Annotated in this window: 22 protein-coding genes; all 22 read right to left on the reverse strand. The window is 40.9% G+C overall.

Translation table 11 applies throughout. The features are described from left to right. Positions 1 to 13: 13 nt before the first annotated feature. Complete coding sequence (locus NSQ11_RS10485) at positions 14 to 1,285, reverse strand: tetratricopeptide repeat protein (protein ID WP_035391664.1); 1,272 nt, start codon at positions 1,283 to 1,285, stop codon at positions 14 to 16. Between the two features lie 289 nt (positions 1,286 to 1,574). Continuing rightward, positions 1,575 to 2,861, reverse strand: a complete 1,287-nt coding sequence (gene aroA / locus NSQ11_RS10490; protein ID WP_017359749.1) for a 3-phosphoshikimate 1-carboxyvinyltransferase — start codon at positions 2,859 to 2,861, stop codon at positions 1,575 to 1,577. Positions 2,862 to 2,871: 10 nt separating this feature from the next. Then, on the reverse strand, positions 2,872 to 3,987 hold the full coding sequence (locus NSQ11_RS10495; RefSeq protein ID WP_017359750.1) for a prephenate dehydrogenase: 1,116 nt from the start codon (positions 3,985 to 3,987) through the stop codon (positions 2,872 to 2,874). A gap of 115 nt (positions 3,988 to 4,102) precedes the next feature. Continuing rightward, entirely contained in the window at positions 4,103 to 5,200 is a 1,098-nt protein-coding gene (gene hisC, locus NSQ11_RS10500) for a histidinol-phosphate transaminase (RefSeq protein ID WP_017359751.1), read from the reverse strand. A gap of 11 nt (positions 5,201 to 5,211) precedes the next feature. Then, entirely contained in the window at positions 5,212 to 6,015 is an 804-nt protein-coding gene (gene trpA, locus NSQ11_RS10505) for a tryptophan synthase subunit alpha (protein WP_017359752.1), read from the reverse strand. Next, on the reverse strand, positions 6,012 to 7,211 hold the full coding sequence (gene trpB, locus NSQ11_RS10510) for a tryptophan synthase subunit beta (RefSeq protein WP_007500937.1): 1,200 nt from the start codon (positions 7,209 to 7,211) through the stop codon (positions 6,012 to 6,014). The genes trpA and trpB overlap by 4 nt, the downstream gene beginning before the upstream one ends. Then, on the reverse strand, positions 7,192 to 7,860 hold the full coding sequence (locus tag NSQ11_RS10515; protein ID WP_017359753.1) for a phosphoribosylanthranilate isomerase: 669 nt from the start codon (positions 7,858 to 7,860) through the stop codon (positions 7,192 to 7,194). The genes trpB and NSQ11_RS10515 overlap by 20 nt, the downstream gene beginning before the upstream one ends. Continuing rightward, positions 7,857 to 8,609, reverse strand: a complete 753-nt coding sequence (trpC, locus tag NSQ11_RS10520) for an indole-3-glycerol phosphate synthase TrpC (RefSeq protein ID WP_048003157.1) — start codon at positions 8,607 to 8,609, stop codon at positions 7,857 to 7,859. The genes NSQ11_RS10515 and trpC overlap by 4 nt, the downstream gene beginning before the upstream one ends. Further along, positions 8,602 to 9,624: an anthranilate phosphoribosyltransferase gene (gene trpD / locus NSQ11_RS10525; RefSeq protein WP_048003158.1), complete on the reverse strand. Its 1,023-nt coding sequence runs from the start codon at positions 9,622 to 9,624 to the stop codon at positions 8,602 to 8,604. Before trpD ends, trpC begins: the two co-directional genes overlap by 8 nt. Beyond that, the gene (trpE, locus tag NSQ11_RS10530; protein WP_048003159.1) at positions 9,596 to 11,143 is read right to left on the reverse strand and encodes an anthranilate synthase component I; all 1,548 of its coding nucleotides are present in this window, start codon (positions 11,141 to 11,143) and stop codon (positions 9,596 to 9,598) included. Before trpE ends, trpD begins: the two co-directional genes overlap by 29 nt. 232 nt (positions 11,144 to 11,375) lie before the next feature. Then, positions 11,376 to 11,759 (reverse strand): chorismate mutase, encoded by a 384-nt coding sequence (gene aroH, locus NSQ11_RS10535; protein WP_008344549.1) that lies wholly within the window; start codon positions 11,757 to 11,759, stop codon positions 11,376 to 11,378. Beyond that, entirely contained in the window at positions 11,756 to 12,847 is a 1,092-nt protein-coding gene (gene aroB, locus NSQ11_RS10540; protein ID WP_017359757.1) for a 3-dehydroquinate synthase, read from the reverse strand. Before aroB ends, aroH begins: the two co-directional genes overlap by 4 nt. After that, on the reverse strand, positions 12,847 to 14,019 hold the full coding sequence (gene aroC / locus NSQ11_RS10545; RefSeq protein WP_046343851.1) for a chorismate synthase: 1,173 nt from the start codon (positions 14,017 to 14,019) through the stop codon (positions 12,847 to 12,849). The genes aroB and aroC overlap by 1 nt, the downstream gene beginning before the upstream one ends. Positions 14,020 to 14,095: 76 nt before the next feature. After that, positions 14,096 to 14,872 carry a protein-glutamate O-methyltransferase CheR gene (locus NSQ11_RS10550; RefSeq protein ID WP_008344547.1) on the reverse strand — a complete coding sequence of 259 codons (777 nt, stop codon included), beginning with the start codon at positions 14,870 to 14,872 and terminating at the stop codon, positions 14,096 to 14,098. A 144-nt stretch (positions 14,873 to 15,016) separates the two neighbouring features. Further along, positions 15,017 to 15,463 carry a nucleoside-diphosphate kinase gene (gene ndk / locus NSQ11_RS10555; RefSeq protein ID WP_003216015.1) on the reverse strand — a complete coding sequence of 149 codons (447 nt, stop codon included), beginning with the start codon at positions 15,461 to 15,463 and terminating at the stop codon, positions 15,017 to 15,019. A gap of 129 nt (positions 15,464 to 15,592) precedes the next feature. Next, positions 15,593 to 16,555, reverse strand: a complete 963-nt coding sequence (hepT, locus tag NSQ11_RS10560; RefSeq protein ID WP_007500951.1) for a heptaprenyl diphosphate synthase component II — start codon at positions 16,553 to 16,555, stop codon at positions 15,593 to 15,595. A 24-nt stretch (positions 16,556 to 16,579) separates the two neighbouring features. After that, on the reverse strand, positions 16,580 to 17,284 hold the full coding sequence (locus NSQ11_RS10565; protein ID WP_035391650.1) for a demethylmenaquinone methyltransferase: 705 nt from the start codon (positions 17,282 to 17,284) through the stop codon (positions 16,580 to 16,582). 3 nt (positions 17,285 to 17,287) lie between these two features. Further along, complete coding sequence (locus NSQ11_RS10570) at positions 17,288 to 18,055, reverse strand: heptaprenyl diphosphate synthase component 1 (RefSeq protein ID WP_007500958.1); 768 nt, start codon at positions 18,053 to 18,055, stop codon at positions 17,288 to 17,290. Between the two features lie 115 nt (positions 18,056 to 18,170). Continuing rightward, on the reverse strand, positions 18,171 to 18,401 hold the full coding sequence (mtrB, locus tag NSQ11_RS10575) for a trp RNA-binding attenuation protein MtrB (RefSeq protein ID WP_008344541.1): 231 nt from the start codon (positions 18,399 to 18,401) through the stop codon (positions 18,171 to 18,173). Between the two features lie 23 nt (positions 18,402 to 18,424). Next, entirely contained in the window at positions 18,425 to 18,994 is a 570-nt protein-coding gene (gene folE / locus NSQ11_RS10580) for a GTP cyclohydrolase I FolE (RefSeq protein WP_003215789.1), read from the reverse strand. A 190-nt stretch (positions 18,995 to 19,184) separates the two neighbouring features. Continuing rightward, positions 19,185 to 19,463 carry a non-specific DNA-binding protein Hbs gene (hbs, locus tag NSQ11_RS10585; protein ID WP_003215863.1) on the reverse strand — a complete coding sequence of 93 codons (279 nt, stop codon included), beginning with the start codon at positions 19,461 to 19,463 and terminating at the stop codon, positions 19,185 to 19,187. Between the two features lie 374 nt (positions 19,464 to 19,837). Further along, positions 19,838 to 21,316: a stage IV sporulation protein A gene (gene spoIVA / locus NSQ11_RS10590; RefSeq protein ID WP_008344534.1), complete on the reverse strand. Its 1,479-nt coding sequence runs from the start codon at positions 21,314 to 21,316 to the stop codon at positions 19,838 to 19,840. Positions 21,317 to 21,481 lie beyond the last annotated feature (165 nt).

Genomic DNA, 21,481 nt, shown 5'->3' on the forward strand with positions numbered 1-21,481 from the left:
TCATTCCTGCAAACTATAAGGAAATTTCGTCTTCAATTCTTAAAATCGTTTCTTCAATTTCTTCATTGGTGCCATCTTTCTGAAGAACTTTTCGTAATAACGGCAAGGCTTCTTTTTGTCTGCCTTCTTCTAAAAGGAACGAAGCATATTCATATAAAAAGTCACGTTCCTCATCAAAATCAGGCAGAGCAAGTTTGAAATACTCAGCGGCTTCATCGTATTCTTCTCGTCCGACAGAAGCAGAAGCAGCATACCAATTCCATTTTGGATCTTCTTCCCCAAAGCTTTTAACCTCTTTAATCACATCCAGAATTTCATCAAACAGCTCTTCATTTAAATAGATCGCAAGCAGCGTTTGAACCGCTTCAATATATCCTGGATCAAGAGCAAGTGCTTCTTGAAGCAATTTTTTCGCATCTTCCGAATGGCCATTTTTCAAATCAATCTTTGCCCCATATAAATATAACTCTTTGTTATACTCATCCACTTTAATTCCTTCTTTTACTATCTCTAAAGCTTCATGATATAGTCCTTCTTCCTCATAGCTTTTGGCTAAAGGCATATAAAGTGACGAATACGAAGGATCAATATCTTTTAGTTCAGAGAGCTGCTGAATAGCCGTTTTCGTTCTGCCAGCCCTCATCGCTGTAAATCCGTAGCCAAAAAGTGTATTTGGATCCACTTGATCCTTTACAGCCTTTTCATACCATTCAAGGGCATCTTCAAATTCTCCAGCTGTGCTTAATGATTCAGCGAGCCGCTGATATACATTGACACCGCCAATTTCATTTTGTTGATCGGCCACTTTGTAGAAATAGTCGGCTGCTTTCTTTGAAAGACCTTGAGAAAAATACAATTCCCCTAAAGCAAAATCAATGACGGCTTCATGAGGTAGTAACTCTTTCGCTTTTAAAAGCTTTTGTTCACTGACTTCAAATAGTCCTTGCATTTGATACAAATCTGCCATTAACAATAAACTCTCTGGAAACGCATCGTCATCTTCAGGAATCGTTTCAAGAACTGCTATTGCCTTCTCTTCTTCATCAGAGTCTATTAACAACTCTGCATAAAAACAGGTTAATCCTGTTTCTTCTGGATATAAATCATGTAAATCACTAATGAGATTCCGCGCTTTATCAATATCTCCCCAGTCATAATATAACTGAGCTGCCTGCGCTTTTTCTTCATCATGAAGATGCTTCTCTGCTTGAGCAAGTGTTTGGAGTCCCTTTTCAGTCTCACCCGCCTCAACTAATTTTATGGCTTCTTGTAATGAACTATTCAAATCAAACCGTTCCTTTCTGTTTCCAAAAACCTAAACTGTTGTTACTTCATATCATAATCGACAGCTGCATATCCAGCAAATATGTTGCTCTTTTAACATGAAGCCATTTTTGTGTTTTGAAGACTCTTTTTCAATCAATACTTTACTAAACTGACGATTTGTAAACCGAATACACTAAAAAATTGTTTTTGAATCAGCAAAATGCTCTTTTTCAAGGTTTCACCTTGAGACAAGCTATGCTATAGTTCTTTCAAATATGCAAAAGGAAAGAAAAAGCCTGAGGAAATCCTCAGACTGTTTGCGTTAAGTATTCAATGTGTTCAAAGAAATTTGGGTAAGATACACGTACTGCATCTGTATCTTCAATCTCGATTGCTTGCTCTGTTATACATGCCGCAATTCCTAACATCATACCAATTCGATGATCTCCGTAGCTTGAGACGACTGCGCCGCCTTTAAGGCTCGTTTTACCATGAATCTTCATTCCATCATCTGTTGCTTCAATATGAGCACCTAGTTTTTTAAGTTCTGAAACGACTGTATCAATACGATTGGTTTCTTTCACTTTTAATTCAGCGGCATCTTTAATGATCGTTGTTCCTTCTGCTTGAGTAGCTAGGAGCGCAATAATAGGAATTTCGTCGATCAGTCTAGAGATCATATCACCTGAAATGTCGATCCCTTTTAATGAAGAGGTAGAGATCGTTAAATCACCGTACGGTTCTCCGCCTTTAGCATCCACTTCTTGAATGTCGAGGTCTGCACCCATTTGTTTTAGCACATCTATAATACCAGTTCTCGTTTTGTTCAAACCGACATTTCTCAATACAATCCGGCTGTTTGGAACGATAGATCCAGCCACTAAGAAAAATGCAGCTGAAGAAATATCTCCAGGGACAAATACATCTGTTGCTTTTAACGTTTGTCCACCTTCAATTGAAACACTTTGTGCATCTTCATGTAGCGAGACACCAAACATTGATAACATTCTTTCGGTATGGTCTCTTGATTTATGCGGTTCAGTTAACGTCGTTGTTCCTTCTGCCTGCAGTCCAGCTAAAAGGACAGCCGATTTAATTTGCGCACTTGCAACCGGAGACTCATAAGAGATAGCTTTTAAATTGCCCCCACGTATAGAAAGCGGTGTATACTCGCCACTTGCTCTGCCATCTATCTTGGCTCCTAATTGTCTTAGCGGACCTGTTACCCGTTTCATCGGTCTTTTGGCAATACTTTCGTCTCCGATCAGCGTACTGTGGAACTCACAGCCAGCCAAGATTCCCATCATTAAACGAATAGTCGTGCCAGAGTTACCGACATCGAGAATATCACTCGGCTCTTTAAGTCCTTTTAGTCCCTTACCATGAATGACAACATCTGTACCTTTTTGTTCGATGTCGACACCCATTTTTCTAAAACAATCAATCGTGCTTAAACAATCAGCGCCAGGAAGAAAGTTTTTTACTACTGTAGTACCGTCAGCAATAGCGCCAAACATCACAGATCTATGAGAAATGGATTTATCTCCTGGAATATGAATTTCTCCATTCATAGGAGCACTTTTATGAATTTTCATCTTCCTCACCTCAATCAGCATAAAATGTATCGTAATTTGCTCTATTTTTTATACAGAGTTCTGCCCGCTTTCGATCGTCATCTGTTTGAAAACTAATGCGTAAAATCCCGTTAATGTCTTCTCGCGTTTCAATAATACGGATATTTGTAATACTGATGTTTTCATTTGCTAGATATCCTGTAATTTCCGAAATAACACCAGGATGATCCGGCACATCGACATAAAGATCATAAAAAGCAGGGATAGCTCCTTTTTTCCTCAGAGGCAGGCCGTCGCGATATTCCTTGGCCTCTTGGAAATAAGAGAATAACCCCTCAGCATCTTCTTGTTGCACAAAGGATTCAATGCGGTCAATCTCTTTTTTCCATTCATGAAATCGGTCTAAAATCTTGTTTTTATTGTGCAAAAGGATATCGCGCCACATTGCAGGATTACTTGATGCAATACGGGTAATATCTCGAAAGCCTCCAGCAGCAAACCGTTTTACAAGAGGAAATTCTTCTTCAAAATGATGCGCTTGATGCACAAGACTGGCAGCGACGATATGTGGAAAGTGACTAATCACACTTGTCACAGCATCATGTTCTTCGGGTGTCATTTCAATGAAATGAGCATTGGTTCCCTTCAGCAGATCCTTCAAACGGTCAACAGCCTGACGACTTGTTACCTTTGCTGGCGTTAAAATGTAGAATGCATTTTCAAATAAAAAGTCTTTCGCTGCAATGACACCTGATTTATGAGACCCTGCCATCGGATGCCCGCCAATAAATTGGTAATGATCAGGCAACGTTTTTTCAGCAAAGTGAACGACCTTTTGCTTTGTGCTCCCTACATCCGTAATCGTGAGCTCTCTTTCAATTCCAGATGCTGCAATATCACTTAACATTTTGACGGTTTGTTGTACTGGCGTTGCCAAAATAATCGTTGCTGCTTCATTTAAGCCTTCCATAAAGGACTCGGCAGTCGCGTCGATGATCCCTAGTTTTGTTGCAGCAATCATTTGTTCTTTAGAGACATCATAGCCTACAATTTTTTTATGTGGAAATTCTTTTTTAATCGACAGTGCAATAGAACCACCAATTAAACCGAGCCCAGCGATTAATATGGTTTCGTTTGCTTCATTCATGTTCATCACCTGATTTTTCGCGAAAATTAAACAAGCTGTTTCTAGCTTATATGTATATTGGATGAGTTACAACGAAAGCCATATCCCATAAACAGGATATGACTTCATTGTTATGCTACGCACGAATGCCTTGTAATAAATCGGCAAGTGTAGTTAGGATTTCTTCATTTTGCTCCTTTGTTCCAACAGTAATACGTAAAGAAGTTGGGAATCCGAGAGCTTGACCAGATCGAACGATATAGCCCTTTTTCAAAAGTGCATTGAACAGCTCATCTGCATCTCTTTTAAAATCAATCAGCACAAAGTTTGTTTGAGATGGATAGATAAATAATCCAAAACGGTCTGCAAATTCTTGATATTGTTTAAGACCTGCTTCATTTTTTTGTCTGCACGATTGAATGAAGTCTTGATCTTTAATGGCTGCACGTGCAGCTGCCTGAGCGATACGACTTGTATTAAATGGCTCTCTCGCAGGTTCAATGGCGGTAATCAATTCCTCTGAAGCAACCCCATAACCTACTCGAAGTGCCGCAAGTCCATATGCTTTAGAGAATGTGCGCAATACAATGACATTTTGATAGGCTTTTAATAGAGATAAACTGTTCGGAAAGTCTTCTGCGCGGACATATTCAAAATATGCTTCATCTAGAACGACAAGCACATGAGCAGGCACTTGATCTAAGAACGATACTAGCTCAGATTCTGACAAATGATTTCCTGTCGGATTGTTCGGGTTACACACCCAAACGACTTTTGTGTTGTCATCCATCGCATCTAGCATTCCCTTTAGATCATGAGCTCCACCATTTAGAAGTGGTACTTCTCTAATCTCTGCATGCTCAATTACTGCATTGTGACGGTATTGCGGGAATGACGGAGATGGGATCACCGTATTTGTATGTTGATCAAGGAATGCCCTAGCAATAATTTGCACAAGTTCATCTGAGCCATTCCCGAATATTAATTGTTTTTCATTTACTTGAAGAAACTCAGCCAGTTCCGTTCTTAAACTTGCGCTGTATCCGTCTGGATAAATCGCTAAATGTTCAAGTTCAGCTTGTATAGCCTCTCTTGCATGTGTGGAACATCCAAAAGGGTTTTCATTTGAAGCCAATTTCACAATTTTGTCTAATTGATATTCTTTTTTGACCTCTTCAATTGGTTTCCCAGGTTGATACGGTTTTAGCTGTTTTAATTGATCTTTGATTTGCAAAATGTTTCACCTCATTTGAATGAATAGAGGGGACTAAATGTTTTTGCATATGTTTCAAATTCTCTTAAAGCCTCTTGGCGTGTATCACTTGCTACTAATTGTTCTTGAAGCTCTTCAATTTTTTTGACAAGCGCACTGCCGACAACGACACCATCACTCATTTTATTCATTGAGTCTACTTGTTCTCTTGTTGAAATACCAAAACCTACAGCAACTGGTATTTGACTCAACTGTTTCACTTGTTGAATAAAATCTGTAATCGATGCGTCGAAAGATTGTCTGACACCTGTGACGCCGAGAGATGAAACACAATACACAAAACCTTCTGCCTGCTCTACAATTTTTTCTAATCGTTCCTTGCTTGTTGGTGCAACGAGTGATATATATGAAATGTCGTGTGCTTGACAGTTCTTCTGTAGCTCGCTGCTCTCTTCAAAAGGCAAGTCGGGTGTTAAGAGTCCCGAAATATGATTTTTGCGCAGTAAAGCGAAAAAGTATTCTGTGTCTAATTGTAACACAGGATTATAATACGTAAATAGAATTACAGGAATTTTTACGCCGTTTTTTTTCATCTTTCCTGCTAATTCTATCGCTTTTACGATATTCATACCATGATGAAGTGCTCTTTTAGAAGCTCTTTGAATGACGGGGCCGTCCGCTAACGGATCGGAATACGGAACACCTAGTTCAATCGCATGTGCCCCTGCTGCTTGAAGCGCGAGGGCTAAATCAATGGTGATCTCTTCTGATGGATCACCCGCTGTAATAAATGGAATAAATAATTTCTGACCTTGCTCTAATTGAAATGTGATCATTTTGTTTCACCCTCACTTTCAAGCACATTCATTAATGTATGCACGTCCTTATCTCCTCTGCCTGACAAACAGACAAGAACAATGTCGTCTTCACTCATGTTCTGGCTCATTTCAAACGCTTTTGCTAAAGCATGTGCAGATTCGATCGCTGGCAGGATTCCTTCTTTTTCTGTGAGCAGCTTTAACGCATCTAGTGCTTCTTGATCTGTCGCACTCACATATTGAACCCGGCCGCTCGCATGCAAATACGCATGCTCTGGCCCAATCCCCGGATAGTCTAATCCAGCTGAAATCGAATAAGGCTCAATAATTTGACCAAATTCGTCTTGGATCAAGTATGTCAAAGATCCATGTATGACACCTTTTGTCCCTTTCGTGATGGTTGCTGCATGAAGCGGAGTGTCGATTCCTTTCCCAGCAGCTTCTACACCAATGATATCGACCTCTTCATCTAAGAACGCCCGGTACATTCCTATCGCATTGCTTCCGCCGCCAACACAGGCAACGACTTTATGAGGAAGCTGCCCTTCCTTTTCAAGTATCTGTGCTTTTGCCTCATCTCCGATCATCCGCTGAAATTCACTGACGATTTGAGGATACGGATGAGGTCCAACGACTGAGCCAATCATATAAAAGTGGTCACTGCAATGCTGGACCCAATAGCGGATGGCTTCATTGGTTGCATCCTTTAATGTTCCGTTCCCGCTAGTAACAGGTATGACTTCAGCGCCGAGTAGTTTCATTCGGAACACATTGAGTGATTGTCTTTCCACATCTTCTTTTCCCATAAATACAGTGCAGGATAAACCGAATTTTGCCGCCACTGTTGCAGCAGCTACACCGTGCTGACCTGCTCCTGTTTCGGCGATAATATTTGATTTCCCCATTTTTTTCGCTAGCAGTGCCTGCCCAAGCGCATTGTTAATTTTATGAGCGCCTGTATGGTTTAAATCTTCTCTTTTTAAATAGATTTTAGCACCGCCGAGATATGCCGATAATTGATCAGCATATGTGAGTGCGGTTGGTCTGCCTGAATAGTTTTTCAAAAGCGATATATATTCCTTTTGAAAAGCAGGGTCTTCTTTTAATTCACGAAAAGCTTGTTCGATCTCTTCTAGTGGCTGCATGAGCGTTTCAGGAACGAATTTCCCTCCAAATTCTCCATATCTGCCAATCTCATTTGGATATGCGTACATGGTTCAACATCCTTTCTTCGAGCGCTTTCATCTTTGTACTGCTTTTCTTCCCGTTTTCTTCTATACCGCTTGAAAGGTCTATGACGTCTGGACCAAAAGCAAGCAGATCTATTATGGTGTCTGGCGTGATCCCGCCAGCAATGGCGCAAGTTTTTCCCAGTTGTTTTGCATGCTGAACATATGAAGGCACCGCCTCCCATGCAAAAGCTGTTCCAGAACCGCCTCTCATTCCTTTTACTTTCGCATCAATGAGAAAACCGTCGACACTTGGAGCGAATGCCGTCATATGTTCAAGTGTGTCGTTTACATCGGGCTCGTGATGGAACACTTTCCAAACGAGCGCCTTCGTATGCTGTTTAATGTCATTTGCAACTTCTGGCGTCTCATCGCCATGAAGCTGCACAATATCTAAGGGGAGGTTGTTTGTGATCTCGCACACTTTTGGTGTTTTTTCATTCACAAATACCCCCACTATCTCTTTTTTGCATTTTACTTGTGACAGCCAGTGTTTCACTTGATCTGGATCAACTCGTCTTTTACTCGGCGCAAAAATAAAACCGATGGCATCCGCTTGAGATTGCGAGATGCATGCGACATCCTCTTGTGAGACAGCACCGCAATATTTTAAGTAAGGCTTAATTTTCTTCATTCTCCGAACAATGCCTGAACGGCTTTCTCCTGTGATCGTTCCCTCATTAAAGATTCACCAACAAGAACGGCGTTTGCTCCGTGCTGTTTCACAAAGGTCAGATCATCAAATGTCTTTATGCCACTTTCACTTACTAGTAATACGTCTTTTGGAACAAGTGGCGCGATCTCTTTTGTTTGTTCAACAGTTGTTGTAAACGTATTGAGATTCCGGTTGTTCACACCGATGATCTCAGGAGTGAATAGGTGTAAAATCTTTTCTAGTGTATGTGCTGCATGTACTTCAACGAGGACATCCATTCCTTTTTCTTTCGCTTCTGTATAGAGCTCATACAGCTTTTGCGGCTCAAGCACCTCTCCAATTAATAAAATGGCATCTGCCCCTATCCGTTTCGATTCTTCTACTTGTATAGAGTCAATAATGAAATCTTTTCTTAAAATAGGACGTGTGATGTGTTCTTTAATAAGAGACAAATATTCGTTTTTCCCTTGGAAAAACGGTTCATCCGTTAAGACAGATAAACAATCTGCATTTGATGCTTCGTATGCTTTTGCTGTCTGTAAAGGATCAAAATGAGGCTGAATGATGCCTTTGGAAGGAGACGCTTTTTTCACCTCAGCAATCAGTCCGATCGAGCGGTGAGGATTCATAAGGGCTTCTTTAAATGATTGTCTTTCATAATGTCCTTCCTCAGGTAATTGCAAGGTTTGCACATGTTCTTTTTTACGGGCGATAATTTGATTAAGCATAGATCTCTTCCTCTTTCGTTTTTTGTTTTAGACGGGCTAATTGTTCTTTAGCTGATCCGTTTTTGATCGTTTCTAATGCTTTCATTGTCCCTGCCATCAGACTCTCTGCTTTTCCTGCCACATATAATGCGGCCCCAGCATTAAGCGCTGTAATATGAAGCGGTGCTCCACCCGCTTGATAATTCAATATATTCTGAATCAATTTGGCGCTTTCTTCTGGTGATTGGACCTGAATGTCTGATAAATGCCCTTTTTCAAGTCCGAAGTCTTCTGGGTTTAACGTATATTCTGTCATGACACCTTTTTTGAGTTCAATGATGTATGAATTTGCTGTAATGGTTAATTCATCCAGCCCATCATCTCCGCAAACAAACAGGACATGTTCTGGCTCTAAAGGAGCAAGAGCTTTCGCCATGAGCTTTGCCTTTTCCTTTGCATACACACCAATGATTTGCTTTTTGGCCTGCATCGGATGGCAAAGCGGTCCTAATAAGTTAAATACCGTCCGAAATCCGAGCTGCTTGCGTACGGCGGCTACTTGTTTCATAGAAGAATGATAGAGCGGTGCAAATAAAAAGCCCATGTTTTTCTGCTGTATTTGCCGTCTTGTTTCTTCAGGTGTGGATTGAATTTGAATACCAAGACATTCTAGCACGTCAGCACTCCCGCTTTTAGAGGAGACGGAACGATTTCCGTGCTTGGCGATTTTCGCCCCAGCAGCCGAAGCAACGATGGCAGCGGCTGTTGATATATTAAATGTTGATAAACCGTCGCCTCCTGTCCCGCACGTATCAACGACATCAAGTGACCTTTCCACTGGTGCTGCATGCTGCCTCATGGCTTTCACGAAGCCTGTCATTTCTTCGGCGGTTTCTCCTCGATGCGCTAAAATAGATAGACTAGCAGCGACTTCAGCATCTGTTAACGAGCCGCTCATCATATCATGCATCAGGCCATTCGCTTCTTCTTCTGATAGTTTTCCTCCATTAACAAGAGCTGATAGTCGTTGATTCATTTGGCACACTCTCCTTTTCTGAGAAAATATGTTCAGCAAGCTGAATGGCTTTTAGAAGTGCTCCTGCCTTATTACATGTCTCTTCCCATTCGTTTTCTGGAACGGAATCAGCGACAATGCCGGCACCTGCTTGTATTGAAGCAGTCTGATGTTTGACGCTCATTGTGCGAATGGTAATACAGGAATCGATATTGCCGTCGAAACCAATATAGGCAATACAGCCGCCATACGTCTCTCTTGGCTCAGGCTCCATTTCGTTTAATAATTGCATCGCCCTAATTTTTGGGGCGCCTGTCAATGTGCCTGCTGGAAAAGCGGACATAAGTGCATCTACTGGATGTGTATCCTGCTTCAGCTTCCCTGTCACAATAGAAATAATGTGCATGACGTGCGAAAAGTTCACGACTTTTGTAAAAGTTGGGACAGACACACTGCCATACTCTGCCACACGCCCCACATCATTTCGAGCCAGATCCACTAGCATGTAATGTTCTGCTTTTTCTTTTTCATCATCGAGCAACTCTCTTGCTAGTGCATCATCTTCTTCTTTTGTCATTCCTCGTTTTCTTGTACCAGCAATTGGATGGATTTCTAAGTGACCGTTTTTCGCATGGATTAATCGTTCTGGCGAGCTTCCCACTAAGTCTCGATCTTTTAATTTCATAAAATACATATACGGTGATGGATTGACGATCCGAAGCACACGATATAATTCAAATGAGCTCACTGTCACTGGAATGTCAAAACGCTGAGAAAGTACACCCTGGAAGATATCACCCGCTCGAATATACTCCTTGATTTTTTCGACATCCTTTAAAAATTTTGCTTTTTCATAGGTAGACGTCACCTGTTCAAACGAAGGGGGTTCATTCATATTCCCTGAGATAATCAGTTCTTTCATATCAATTTTTGTATGAAGCTGCTGTACCATCAGTTCAAGCTGCTTTTGATTTTCTCGATAAACCAGAATTTTTTCTTCGTCTGTTTCATGACCGTTCAGCTGCGTGTACTGAATAAAATGAACTTGGTTTGTTTCATGATCAAATGCGATCATTGTTTGGCAAACAAATAATGTGCAATTATCTGTTGTTGATGCATTCGGATGCGGCTTGACAGACGGCTCAATGTTGGGAATGAGGTCGTAACTTAAGTACCCTACGGCTCCGCCAGTAAATGGGATCTCAATTTCAGGTGTCTTGATTTGATATTGCTCTTTCATCCAGTCAAGCAACTCTTTCAGCTCCGCTTTTTGCATCACTGACTTTCCTGCAGCGTCACGAGCAATATAATGGTCTTGCTCGTCATGTAATGTTAAAAAAGGATGTAATCCGATAAAGGAATATCTCGACCAGCTAGAAGATTCGTCTTTGCTTTCTAGCAAATACACAATATCCTGTTTCAGTTTCTCAACAATTTGAATGGGTGAGAGCGTATCAACTGTAATGGTTTCAACAATCGGGATGGTTTTGTAAAACTGGCTGTCTCTTAAAAATTGGGTAAGGTTTGATTGGGATTTCATAAGCACACTCCTTAAATGGAATTAAGGAGAATGAGGGGACATCTTGAGGATTTGTTTGAGTATACGAAATAAGCCTAAAAGAGGCTTCGCTCTTTTAGGCAGTATGATTAAATAGAAGTATCGTATCTCTGCTCAACTCTACTCATCTCAACTACCCTAGTCTCATTCTCATCTTCTCTAAGCTTGCAATGCCGTTCACACCTGTGTGTAAACTTCAGCTGTTCATATCGTATTATAATTCCTTGTTTTTTGTCAACTGTAAATCAGGCCGAAGCGTGACAGCCTCTTCCAAGTATACGTGCTGTATGTCTTCCTGCTTGACATCTGTCTGAACGGTCATTAAAACGCGAATACACTTCTTTAGACCTCCATCAATGTCAAGCTCTTGCATACAAGTGACAGGCACATAGGTCCATCCTTCAAACTGCCTGAGTGCTTTTGCTGGAAAAACAGAGTGAATATCTTGTGTAGCTGAAATCAAGATCTGCACGACACGCTCTGGATCTACTTGGTTTTTTGAAATGATCGCTTCTAGCAGCTGCTTCGTTTTGGTTAACACTTCTGTTTCAGTATCTTCTGTCACAGTTGTAGCCCCGCGTATGCCGCGAAACATCATAGACAGCCCTCCTCCCGTTTCCATTCTTCGAGCCAGTGATACAGCTCATCTTTTGTGAAAGATTGCAGGGTGACGTCTCCAACTTGTTTTAGCAAAACAAACTGAACACTCCCGCCTCTTGCCTTCTTATCACCAATCATGCGATCGACAAATGTTTTGGTTGAAATCGTTTGTGTGACTTGTACTGGGAACCCTAGTTCTTTCATCCACACTTTAAGTTTCTCGCGATCTAGACTGAGTCCTTGCTCTTTTTCACTGACATATAAAGCAAACTGCATGCCAATTGCAATGGCATCTCCATGCGTGATCGCACCGTATCCATACTCCGCTTCAATGGCATGCCCTAGTGTATGACCTAAATTCAAGTATGCCCGCACACCTTGTTCTTTTTCATCTTCTTGAACAATGGATGCTTTCACTTGAATCCCTTGATAAAGCATATGTGCCAGTTCATCCTTTGATAATTCTGTCAACGAACGAATGGACATCAGTTCTGATAAAAAGACTTCACTTGAAATCAGTGCATGTTTTATCACCTCAGCAAAGCCTGATCTCAGCTCTATTGGTGAGAGTGTCTCTAGCATACTTGTATCATAGATGACAGCAGCCGGTTGATGAAACGCACCAATTAAATTTTTGCCGAGCGGATGATTGATTCCGGTTTTTCCGCCGACTGCACTATCATGTGCAAGCAGCGTGGTCGGTACTTGAATAAAATCAATGCCTCTCATATAAGTGGCAGCAGCAAAGCCAGCCAAGTCTCCAATCACCCCGCCTCCTAATGCAATGATGCATGAGGAGCGGTCGAGTTGAAATTGGATGGCTTTCGTATGAATCTGCTCAAACTGCGCAAAAGATTTTGATTGTTCTCCGTTTGGCACCACTATTTTTTGTACAGACCATTTCTGTTTCAGTAATTGAACCATTTCATCTCCATAAAGGGCATCGACGGCTGAATCTGTCACGATAAAGAGCTTCGTGTAGGATCGCCCAGTGGAAGTAATCAAGTCTACGATATTTTGTCTAATCCCATCACCGATATATACAGGATAAGTAGCTGAAGACGTCTTCACTTCCAGTGTTTTCATTAAAACTCCCTCTGAAGCTGGCGCATTTTGTCCACATTTTCTTTAATGCGGTCAATTTGATCAAGACCAAACTGCTCAACCACTGCATTGGCGATTTCCCATGCAACGACTGCTTCTGCCACAACACTTGCGGCAGGAACAGCACAGCTGTCAGAACGCTCAATACTTGCAGAGAAAGGTTCTTTTGTCTCAATATCCACGCTTTGCAATGGTTTGTATAAGGTTGGGATTGGTTTCATAACCCCTCTTACGACAATCGGCATGCCAGTTGACATTCCGCCTTCAAGACCACCTAAGCGGTTTGTTTTTCTCGTATAGCCTTTTTCTTCATCCCAGATGATTTCATCATGAACTTCACTGCCATTTTTAGAAGCTGCCTCAAAGCCAATACCAAATTCAACACCTTTAAAAGCGTTGATACTCAGTACTGCACCTGCAAGCTTGCTATCCAGTTTGCGGTCATAGTGCACATAGCTGCCGACTCCAACTGGCATCCCTTCAACGATGACTTCGACAATACCACCAATTGAATCGCCGTTTTGCTTCGCTTCGTCAATGGCATCCATCATTTTTTGACCAGCTTCACTGTCATAGCAGCGAACAGGTGATTCTTCTGTTACTTTTTGCAAATCTTCAATAGATTCATAAGTGGTATGGGAAGCTTTTACTCCACCAATTTCAAGGACGTGACCAGCCACTTTGATTCCAAGGTGAGCCAAAATTTGTTTCGCTACTGCACCTGCTGCTACACGAACCGTTGTCTCGCGTGCTGATGAGCGCTCTAATACGTTTCTCATATCACGGTGACCATATTTAATCGCACCATTTAAATCCGCATGCCCTGGTCTTGGACGAGAGATTTGACGCTTCATTTCACTCTCTTCTTCTTCAGTAATTGGCTCTGCACCCATGACCTTTGTCCAGTGCTTCCAATCATTATTTTCAACAACAAGTGCAATAGGAGAACCTAATGTTTTCCCGTGGCGGACTCCACTTAACACTTTCGCTTGGTCTTTTTCAATCTGCATTCTTCTTCCGCGGCCATGACCTTTTTGTCTTCTAGCCAGTTCATAATTGATGTCATCCTGCTCTATGTAAAGTCCCGCTGGAACTCCTTCAATAATTGTGGTCAGTTGTGGACCATGTGATTCACCTGCTGTTAAGTACCTCATGACTTATTCTCCCTTCATCGCATTAACGCTTTTAAGTAAAACTATAATAACACACTTCCTACTAAAAAGTCAGCTACTACCCCTTCTTTTGATAAAAGAAAGTATCAGCAGAGGTTAGTCCAAACTTTTCTGGGTGAAAAATTTGTTCTGTAGAACCAACAAATAATACGCCGTTTTGCTTTAAACTGCTGCTCATTTTTAAGTAAATTTCTTCTTTCGCCTCTTCTGTAAAGTAGATGAGGACATTTCGGCACACGATGAGATCCAGCTGTTTTTCATATGGATCCGCTAAAAGGTTGTGTTTCTTAAATTGAATGTGCTTTCGAATCTCATCCTTCACCGTGTAAAATGAAGAATCTTCTTTGGTGAAATATTTTTGCTTGATTTGATCTGGCACCTCTTGCAAAGATCGTTCATGATATCTTCCTTTTTGCGCGGATTGCAGGACTTTATCATCAATATCCGTTGCAATAATTTGGAAGTCTTTCACAAGCGGATGGCTTGATAGCAGCATTGAGAGTGTATACGGCTCTTCTCCAGTTGAGCAAGCTGCACTCCATATTTTTAGGGTGCCGCTGTTTTTTGAAAGCAGCGGCAGGATTTTTTGATCAAGTACTTCCCAGCGCTGATAGTTTCGGTAAAATTCTGACACATTGATCGTCATTCGATCCATCGTTTCATCTAATAGTGCTTTGTCCTTTTCAAGAGCAGACGCAAATGCCTCAAAATCTTTATATCCTTTTTTATCATAAAGAGATGTTAATCTTCGTTTCATTTGTGCTTCTTTATATAAATTCAGATCTACCCCAGTTAGTTTTTTCCATTTTCCAACAAATACTTGATACTGATCCATCAATGTCCTCTCCTGTCTCATCTATCTTTGTCCTAGTATAGCTGTTTTTATCATAAATTTGTATCATCTCATGCGAAAATTCGTATAGAAATCTCAATATAAAAAAGCCAAAGTGATCGTTTGATGAACACTTTGGCTTGAACATTAATAAATCCAGCTTGAGATCGTTTGATCCCAGTTTGTCAGTTCTTCTTGTTTGAAGAACAGGTTGATTTCTCTTTCGGCACTTTCTGGTGAGTCTGAGCCATGGATAATGTTTTTGCCAACAGTTAATCCATAGTCGCCTCTTATTGTTCCCGGAAGCGCTTCCTTCGGATTTGTCTTTCCAATTATCTGCCTTGTTACGTCTACGACTTGTTCACCTTGCCATACCATCGCAAATACAGGTCCTGACGTAATAAAGTCAACCAATTCACCGAAAAATGGTTTTTCTTTATGCTCTCCGTAATGTGTTTCTGCTACTTCTTTTGGAATGCTCATGAGCTTTGCTCCAACAAGCTGAAGCCCCTTTTTTTCGAATCTTGACACAATTTCACCGATTAATTGTCTTTCCACACCATCAGGTTTGACCATAAGAAATGTTTTGTCCATATACGTTTTCCACCCCGTCGTTATGTATGTATAGGCTTACATTGTTACAAAGTGATCGTATCATTTTTTTTTATAATAATCAATTTTTGACAAAAAATTTCACAAAAAAACCAATCAACGAAACGTTGATCAGAATTTTCGTTTACCAATATATTTTGCAATCGACGCTAATGAAGATTTAGCCCGCCCACGCGGAAGTTGATCGAGCTGTTCAAATGCTTTTTTCAAATACATTTCACTCACTCGAATGGAACGGTCGATCGCATCTGTTTGTTTGAGATGTTCAATCACAGGTTTCAGCTGCTTTTCCGTCGTTTCACTATTGATCAGCTTCAACTGACCTTCTAACGTCGGGTTCTGAAGCGCATATAAAACAGGAAGAGTGACATTTCCTTGTAAAAGGTCCCCACCAACAGGCTTGCCTAATTCTTCTTCAGTTGATGTAAAATCAAGGACATCATCAATGATTTGGTACGACATACCAACATAGTACCCAAACCAGTAAAGGGCTTTATGTGTTTTTTCATCTGTTCCAGCTGCAATCGCACCTAATTGGCAGCTGCCTGCAATAAGCAAGGCTGTTTTTCGCTTAATTCTTCTTAAATATGTACGAAGGTTTTGGTCCATGTTGTATTTATCTTTGACTTGTTCTATTTCCCCAAGACAGAGCTCGACGACCATTTTTGACAAAATTTCATGTGCCATTGGGTGATTGATTTTCGTCATGTACTCGAGTGACCTTGCAAATAAGTAATCCCCCGTGTACATCGCAATTCTGTTGTCCCATTTTGCTTTAATCGTCGGTTTTCCTCTTCTCAGTTCTGCATCATCAATGACATCGTCATGGACAAGTGATGCCATATGAATTAATTCAAGCGCTACGGCTACATATTTAATTTTATTAATATCATAGTCACCAAACATGCCTGAAAGGAGAACAAAAACGGGGCGGATTCGTTTTCCGCCCGCTTGCAGCAAATGAAGACCGGCTTCACTTAATAATGCATAATCAGAGCGAACGGTTTGTTCAAGCTCTTTTTCAATTATATCGATATCATGATTTAGAAAAGAAATCATTGCTTTTAGTTTCATTATTTTCACCCAAATATCGTTTATTCAAAGCTTCTTTCCGATATGTGTTGCTGCTACACCGCCTGTAAATGGATGATACGAGACATCAGATAGACCGGCCTCTTCAAAAAGAGACGCCAGTTCTTTCATGCCAGGGAACGTTTTGGCTGATTCTTGAAGCCATGAATACTCCTGATAGCTTTTGGCAAACAGTTTGCCAAAGAGCGGCATGATGTATTTGAAATAGACATAATACCCTTGTTTAAACCCAATCATCTCAGGCTGTGATGTTTCAAGGCAGACAACCATTCCACCGGGTTTTACCACTCGTGTCATTTCCTTTAGCACTGTTAAATAATCAGGGACATTTCGAAGGCCAAAACCGATTGTGACATAATCAAATGAGTTGTCCTCAAAAGGAAGCTCCATTGCATTGCCGTGGAGCAGCTCAATTTGATTGTAGCCGCCTGTTTCCACCTTCGTTTCGCCAACACTCAGCATATTTTTACTGAAGTCAAGACCTTTGACCTCGCCTGTTTCTCCAACAGCGTCTGCAAGCGCAATCGTCCAATCGGCAGTTCCGCAGCATACATCTAGTGCTTTGGCTCCTTTTTGAACATTCATGAGCTTCATTGTTTTATCGCGCCATTTTTTATGCTGTTTAAAGCTAATGACAGAGTTCATTTGGTCATAGTTTTTATAAATTTTTTCAAATACACCGTGTACTCGCTGTTCTTTTGATTGCTGCATGACTTACCCTTCTTCCACTTTCTGATGGTACGCAGGTTCATTTTTCATATGATCCAAGCGATTTAATAGCTCTTTTTGAACGATCGGAGATGAAACTAGATGCTCCTTGATTGATCGTTTGGCCTTTTCATAGCCTTCATTCTCAAAGTTGTCAAAACATGTATAGGCGTCCGTATAGCTATCGTTCAAAAAAAGTTTTAAATGTTTGTCGTCTTCTGCTTGTTTCATAAAACGTTTATAAACAAGGAAGCGACTTGCAATTTCATTCCAATGCGTCAATTGAAAGTGCTCAGAAATTCTTTGGAATAGCGCAGATTCCACTGTAGCAACACTTTTATAAAAGTGGGCTGCATCTTGAATGGATCGATCATATAGTCTAATTTTATGTTCATTAATCTCTTTGATCGCCGTGGCGAGAGTGCGGATCATGTAAATATCTTTCATGTCAGAGAGAAGAGAGTAATAGAGACCGCTGAAATAGTCTCCTGCTAGGATGGTCAACTGACGATTTTTGAATTCGTCTTGTTTGATGGCTGCAGCAGTTGTGACTTCGTCATGGGTATCAAGGGCAATTTGCACAAGCATCGCCGTTAAAATATAATTTTCTTTTTTCTCAGCATCGATTTGAGCTTCATCAAACATTGCATGAAAAAGAAGGAGCTTATCTTCATCGATGAGCGGCGCACGCAAATGCTTCGCCAAATAAGGATGAGAAAGCTTTTTGTTTAATTTTATATTCAGATTAGATAAAATTCCGTAGATGTCTTGCAAAGATATCACCCTTGTCCCAAAAATTACAGTTTCATATGTAGCTCTCTACATTGTATAGAGATTTATTATACCATATCAGGCCTGACTTTCATGCTATCAAGTGCATAGTCGTGCGTTATTTCTTTGCTTCGCTTTGAATTTCACCGAAGCTTGTTTGAATGACAGCATCGCCCCGCACTTTGATGGCTGATGTGTGCTCAGTAAATTGTGCGATAATGACTTCACCTTTATCGAGCTTTTCGGAATGGTGAAATCTTGTATCGGAACCTCTAGTTAAGCCGATCACATTGACACCATTATCAATGGCTTTAATCACCACAAAATCAGATGCTTTATTTTCACTCAATCTGTTCACCTTCCATCTATGGATTAGTCGTTTTTAATAAATGAAAGCACTTCTGCTCTTGCTGCCGCATCATTTGCAAATGTACCGCGTACGGCTGAAGTGACTGTTTTAGCGCCGGGCTTCTTCACTCCGCGCATCGTCATACACATATGCTCTGCTTCAACGACAATCATCACACCATGTGGATTTAAGGTTTCTACCATACTGTCTGCAATCGTTGATGTAATGCGTTCCTGAAGCTGCGGGCGCTTTGCCACGGCCTCTACTGCTCTTGCCAGCTTGCTGAGTCCCGTTACTTTTCCGCCGCGCGGAATATAAGCGACATGGGCTTTGCCATAGAATGGCACAAGGTGGTGTTCACACATTGAATGAAAAGCAATATCTTTGACAAGAACGAGTTCTTCATGATCTTCACCAAAAATGGTTTTAAAATGTTCTTTTGGATCTTCATTTAATCCCGAGAACACTTCTTCATACATTTTTGCTACTCGTTTTGGGGTATCAAGAAGTCCTTCACGATCTGGATCTTCTCCGATTGCTTTTAATATATCGCGTACCGCGTGTTCGATTAATTCTTTATTTATTTCACTCATGTATTATATCCTCCAAAGGCGATTACATTTCATTCAGATTCTAGCACACTTCAGATCCTAAAAGCAAAGGAGAGCGTTCTAAACAAACCATTTGATTCAAAAGGAAAAGCCCCTTATCAAAGGGGCTTTTCTAGACCAGTGTGAAACTGTATATGTATAACTCCTTCAATAGGATCATTACACATAACGATTATTTACCTGCCACCGCGTCTTTAAGTGCTTTACCTGGTTTGAAAGCAGGTACTTTGCTTGCAGGGATTTCGATCTCTGCACCAGTTTGTGGGTTACGTCCTTTACGAGCTGAACGCTCACGTACTTCAAAGTTACCAAAACCAATAAGTTGGATTTTGTCACCATTTTTAAGTGCATCTAAAATTGTATCAAAAACAGAATCAACTGCTTTTGTCGCGTCTTTTTTAGATAACTCGCTTGCTTCAGCAACCGCGTTAATAAGTTCTGTCTTGTTCATGCCTTTCACCTCCTCCCAAAAATATGCATTCAATAGATTGTTATCATTTCTTCACAATTCATCTTCTTTCTATACACTTTTTTTGAAAAAAAGAGCGTCTAGAAAGCGTCATACATGGCTTTTCATTAGAAAACTTCTCTTTGAAGGAATGTTTGTCCAACAAAGTGAAGATTTTCTGTAAGTAGATTAACACATATGAAATACCATATCAAGCATTTTAAAGGGAAGAATCCTTATTCGTCAAGGATTAAGGGCACTTTTACGAACGAATATTCCTAATTTCAGCCTGAATCTGACTAATCTTTATACAATTGTCTTTTTATGACTTCACCCGCACGCAAAAAAAGACCCCCATCAATGAGAGGTCTCACATCCTATAGAATAATCGCGATCAGACCGCCTGATCCTTCGTTAATAATTCGTTCAAGCGTTTCCTTTAGTTTATACCTTGCATTTTCCGGCATCAGCGAGAGTTTTGCTTGAATGCCTTCTCTGACAAGCGAGCTGAGTGAGCGTCCAAATATATCGGAATTCCAGATAGAAAGCGGATCATCTTCAAAGTCTTGCATTAAGTATCGGACGAGCTCTTCACTTTGTTTTTCTGTTCCGATAATCGGCGCAAACTCACTTTCTACATCTACCTTAATCATATGAATAGATGGCGCGACTGCTTTTAATCTGACGCCGAATCTTGATCCTTGCCTAATGATTTCCGGCTCATCTAAACTCATATCTGACAAAGCTGGTGCCGCAATTCCGTAACCAGTCTGCTTCACCATTTTCAAAGCGTCAGACACTTGATCATACTCCGTTTTCGCATGTGCAAAATCTTGCATGAGCTCAAGAAGGTGATCTTTGCCCCTAATTTCCACACCAACCACTTCTTTTAGGATATGATCATATAGATCATCCGGCGCATACAGATCAATTTCTGCGATCCCCTGACCCATTTCAATGCCTGCTAAGCCCGCTCTTTCGATAAAATCGAATTCACTGAACTGACCTACCACTCGGTCAACATCTCTTAATCTCTTAATATCCTTGACGGTTTCTTTCACTGAATCCTGATAACTCTCTCTTAGCCAATGATCTTCTTTTAGTACCATGACCCAGCTTGGCAGGTTCACATTCACCTCAAGCACTGGAAATTCATATAATGCTTCACGAAGTACACTGAGAACGTCTTGTTCTCTCATACTTTCGACACTCATCGCGAGTACAGGAATATCATATTTTTGACTAAGTTCCTGCCGCAGTGCTTCTGTTTCAGGGTGATAAGGTCTCACAGAGTTGATTACCATAATAAACGGCTTTCCAACTTCTTTGAGTTCGTCAATGACACGTTCTTCTGATTCAATATAGTCATGTCTTGGGATTTCCCCAATTGATCCATCTGTTGTAATCACAACACCAATGGTTGAATGCTCTTGAATGACCTTGCGTGTACCAATTTCCGCTGCTTCATGAAACGGGATTGGCTCTTCATACCACGGTGTATTAATCATTCTCGGACCATTTTCATCTTCATACCCGCGTGCACCAGGCACGGTGTAGCCTACACAATCGACAAGTCTAATGTTGACATCCAGGCCGTCGCTCACGTGAATGGATGCCGCTTGATTTGGCACAAATTTTGGCTCTGTGGTCATAATGGTTTTTCCTGCTGCACTTTGCGGCAATTCATCCTGTGCTCTTGCACGATCTGCCTCATTATTGATATTCGGGAGCACCACGAGCTCCATAAACTTTTTAATAAACGTAGATTTCCCTGTACGAACAGCTCCAACGACTCCTAAATATATATCGCCTCCTGTTCGTTCAGCGATATCCTTGAAAATATCGACTTTTTCCAAGTGATCCCCTCCCGGACTTGCTATCCTCGTTTTCAAATAAAATACTCTATACTTCAATCAAACGGTGCTTGAAAGGTGTCAGGACAATATATGTGTATGACGTTGTCCTATTTGAATATGACACCTTTTTTGTTTTGAGAGTATGTTTAGCCATAAAAAAACCTT

It is taken from the genome of Bacillus sp. FSL W7-1582 (genome assembly GCF_038593325.1).
GTDB classification, from domain to species: domain Bacteria; phylum Bacillota; class Bacilli; order Bacillales; family Bacillaceae; genus Bacillus; species Bacillus altitudinis.

Bases quoted from the DNA above. Each gene is read 5' to 3' on its own strand.
- aroB (WP_017359757.1), bottom strand. From the start codon at position 12,847: ATGAAAACACTGGAAGTGAAGACGTCTTCAGCTACTTATCCTGTATAT.
- trpA (WP_017359752.1), bottom strand. From the start codon at position 6,015: ATGATCACATTTCAATTAGAGCAAGGTCAGAAATTATTTATTCCATTT.
- NSQ11_RS10495 (WP_017359750.1), bottom strand. From the start codon at position 3,987: ATGAATGAAGCAAACGAAACCATATTAATCGCTGGGCTCGGTTTAATT.
- hepT (WP_007500951.1), bottom strand. From the start codon at position 16,555: ATGAAACTAAAAGCAATGATTTCTTTTCTAAATCATGATATCGATATA.
- NSQ11_RS10515 (WP_017359753.1), bottom strand. From the start codon at position 7,860: ATGAAGAAAATTAAGCCTTACTTAAAATATTGCGGTGCTGTCTCACAA.
- trpC (WP_048003157.1), bottom strand. From the start codon at position 8,609: ATGCTTAATCAAATTATCGCCCGTAAAAAAGAACATGTGCAAACCTTG.
- NSQ11_RS10565 (WP_035391650.1), bottom strand. From the start codon at position 17,284: ATGCAGCAATCAAAAGAACAGCGAGTACACGGTGTATTTGAAAAAATT.
- trpB (WP_007500937.1), bottom strand. From the start codon at position 7,211: ATGTACGCATATCCAAATGAGATTGGCAGATATGGAGAATTTGGAGGG.
- hbs (WP_003215863.1), bottom strand. From the start codon at position 19,463: ATGAACAAGACAGAACTTATTAACGCGGTTGCTGAAGCAAGCGAGTTA.
- aroH (WP_008344549.1), bottom strand. From the start codon at position 11,759: ATGATGTTTCGCGGCATACGCGGGGCTACAACTGTGACAGAAGATACT.
- folE (WP_003215789.1), bottom strand. From the start codon at position 18,994: ATGAGTGAAATAAATAAAGAATTAATCGAACACGCGGTACGCGATATA.
- ndk (WP_003216015.1), bottom strand. From the start codon at position 15,463: ATGGACAAAACATTTCTTATGGTCAAACCTGATGGTGTGGAAAGACAA.
- aroA (WP_017359749.1), bottom strand. From the start codon at position 2,861: ATGAAAATTCATAAAAGTGCTCCTATGAATGGAGAAATTCATATTCCA.
- aroC (WP_046343851.1), bottom strand. From the start codon at position 14,019: ATGAGGTACTTAACAGCAGGTGAATCACATGGTCCACAACTGACCACA.
- trpD (WP_048003158.1), bottom strand. From the start codon at position 9,624: ATGAATCAACGACTATCAGCTCTTGTTAATGGAGGAAAACTATCAGAA.
- trpE (WP_048003159.1), bottom strand. From the start codon at position 11,143: ATGAAATCCCAATCAAACCTTACCCAATTTTTAAGAGACAGCCAGTTT.
- NSQ11_RS10550 (WP_008344547.1), bottom strand. From the start codon at position 14,872: ATGGATCAGTATCAAGTATTTGTTGGAAAATGGAAAAAACTAACTGGG.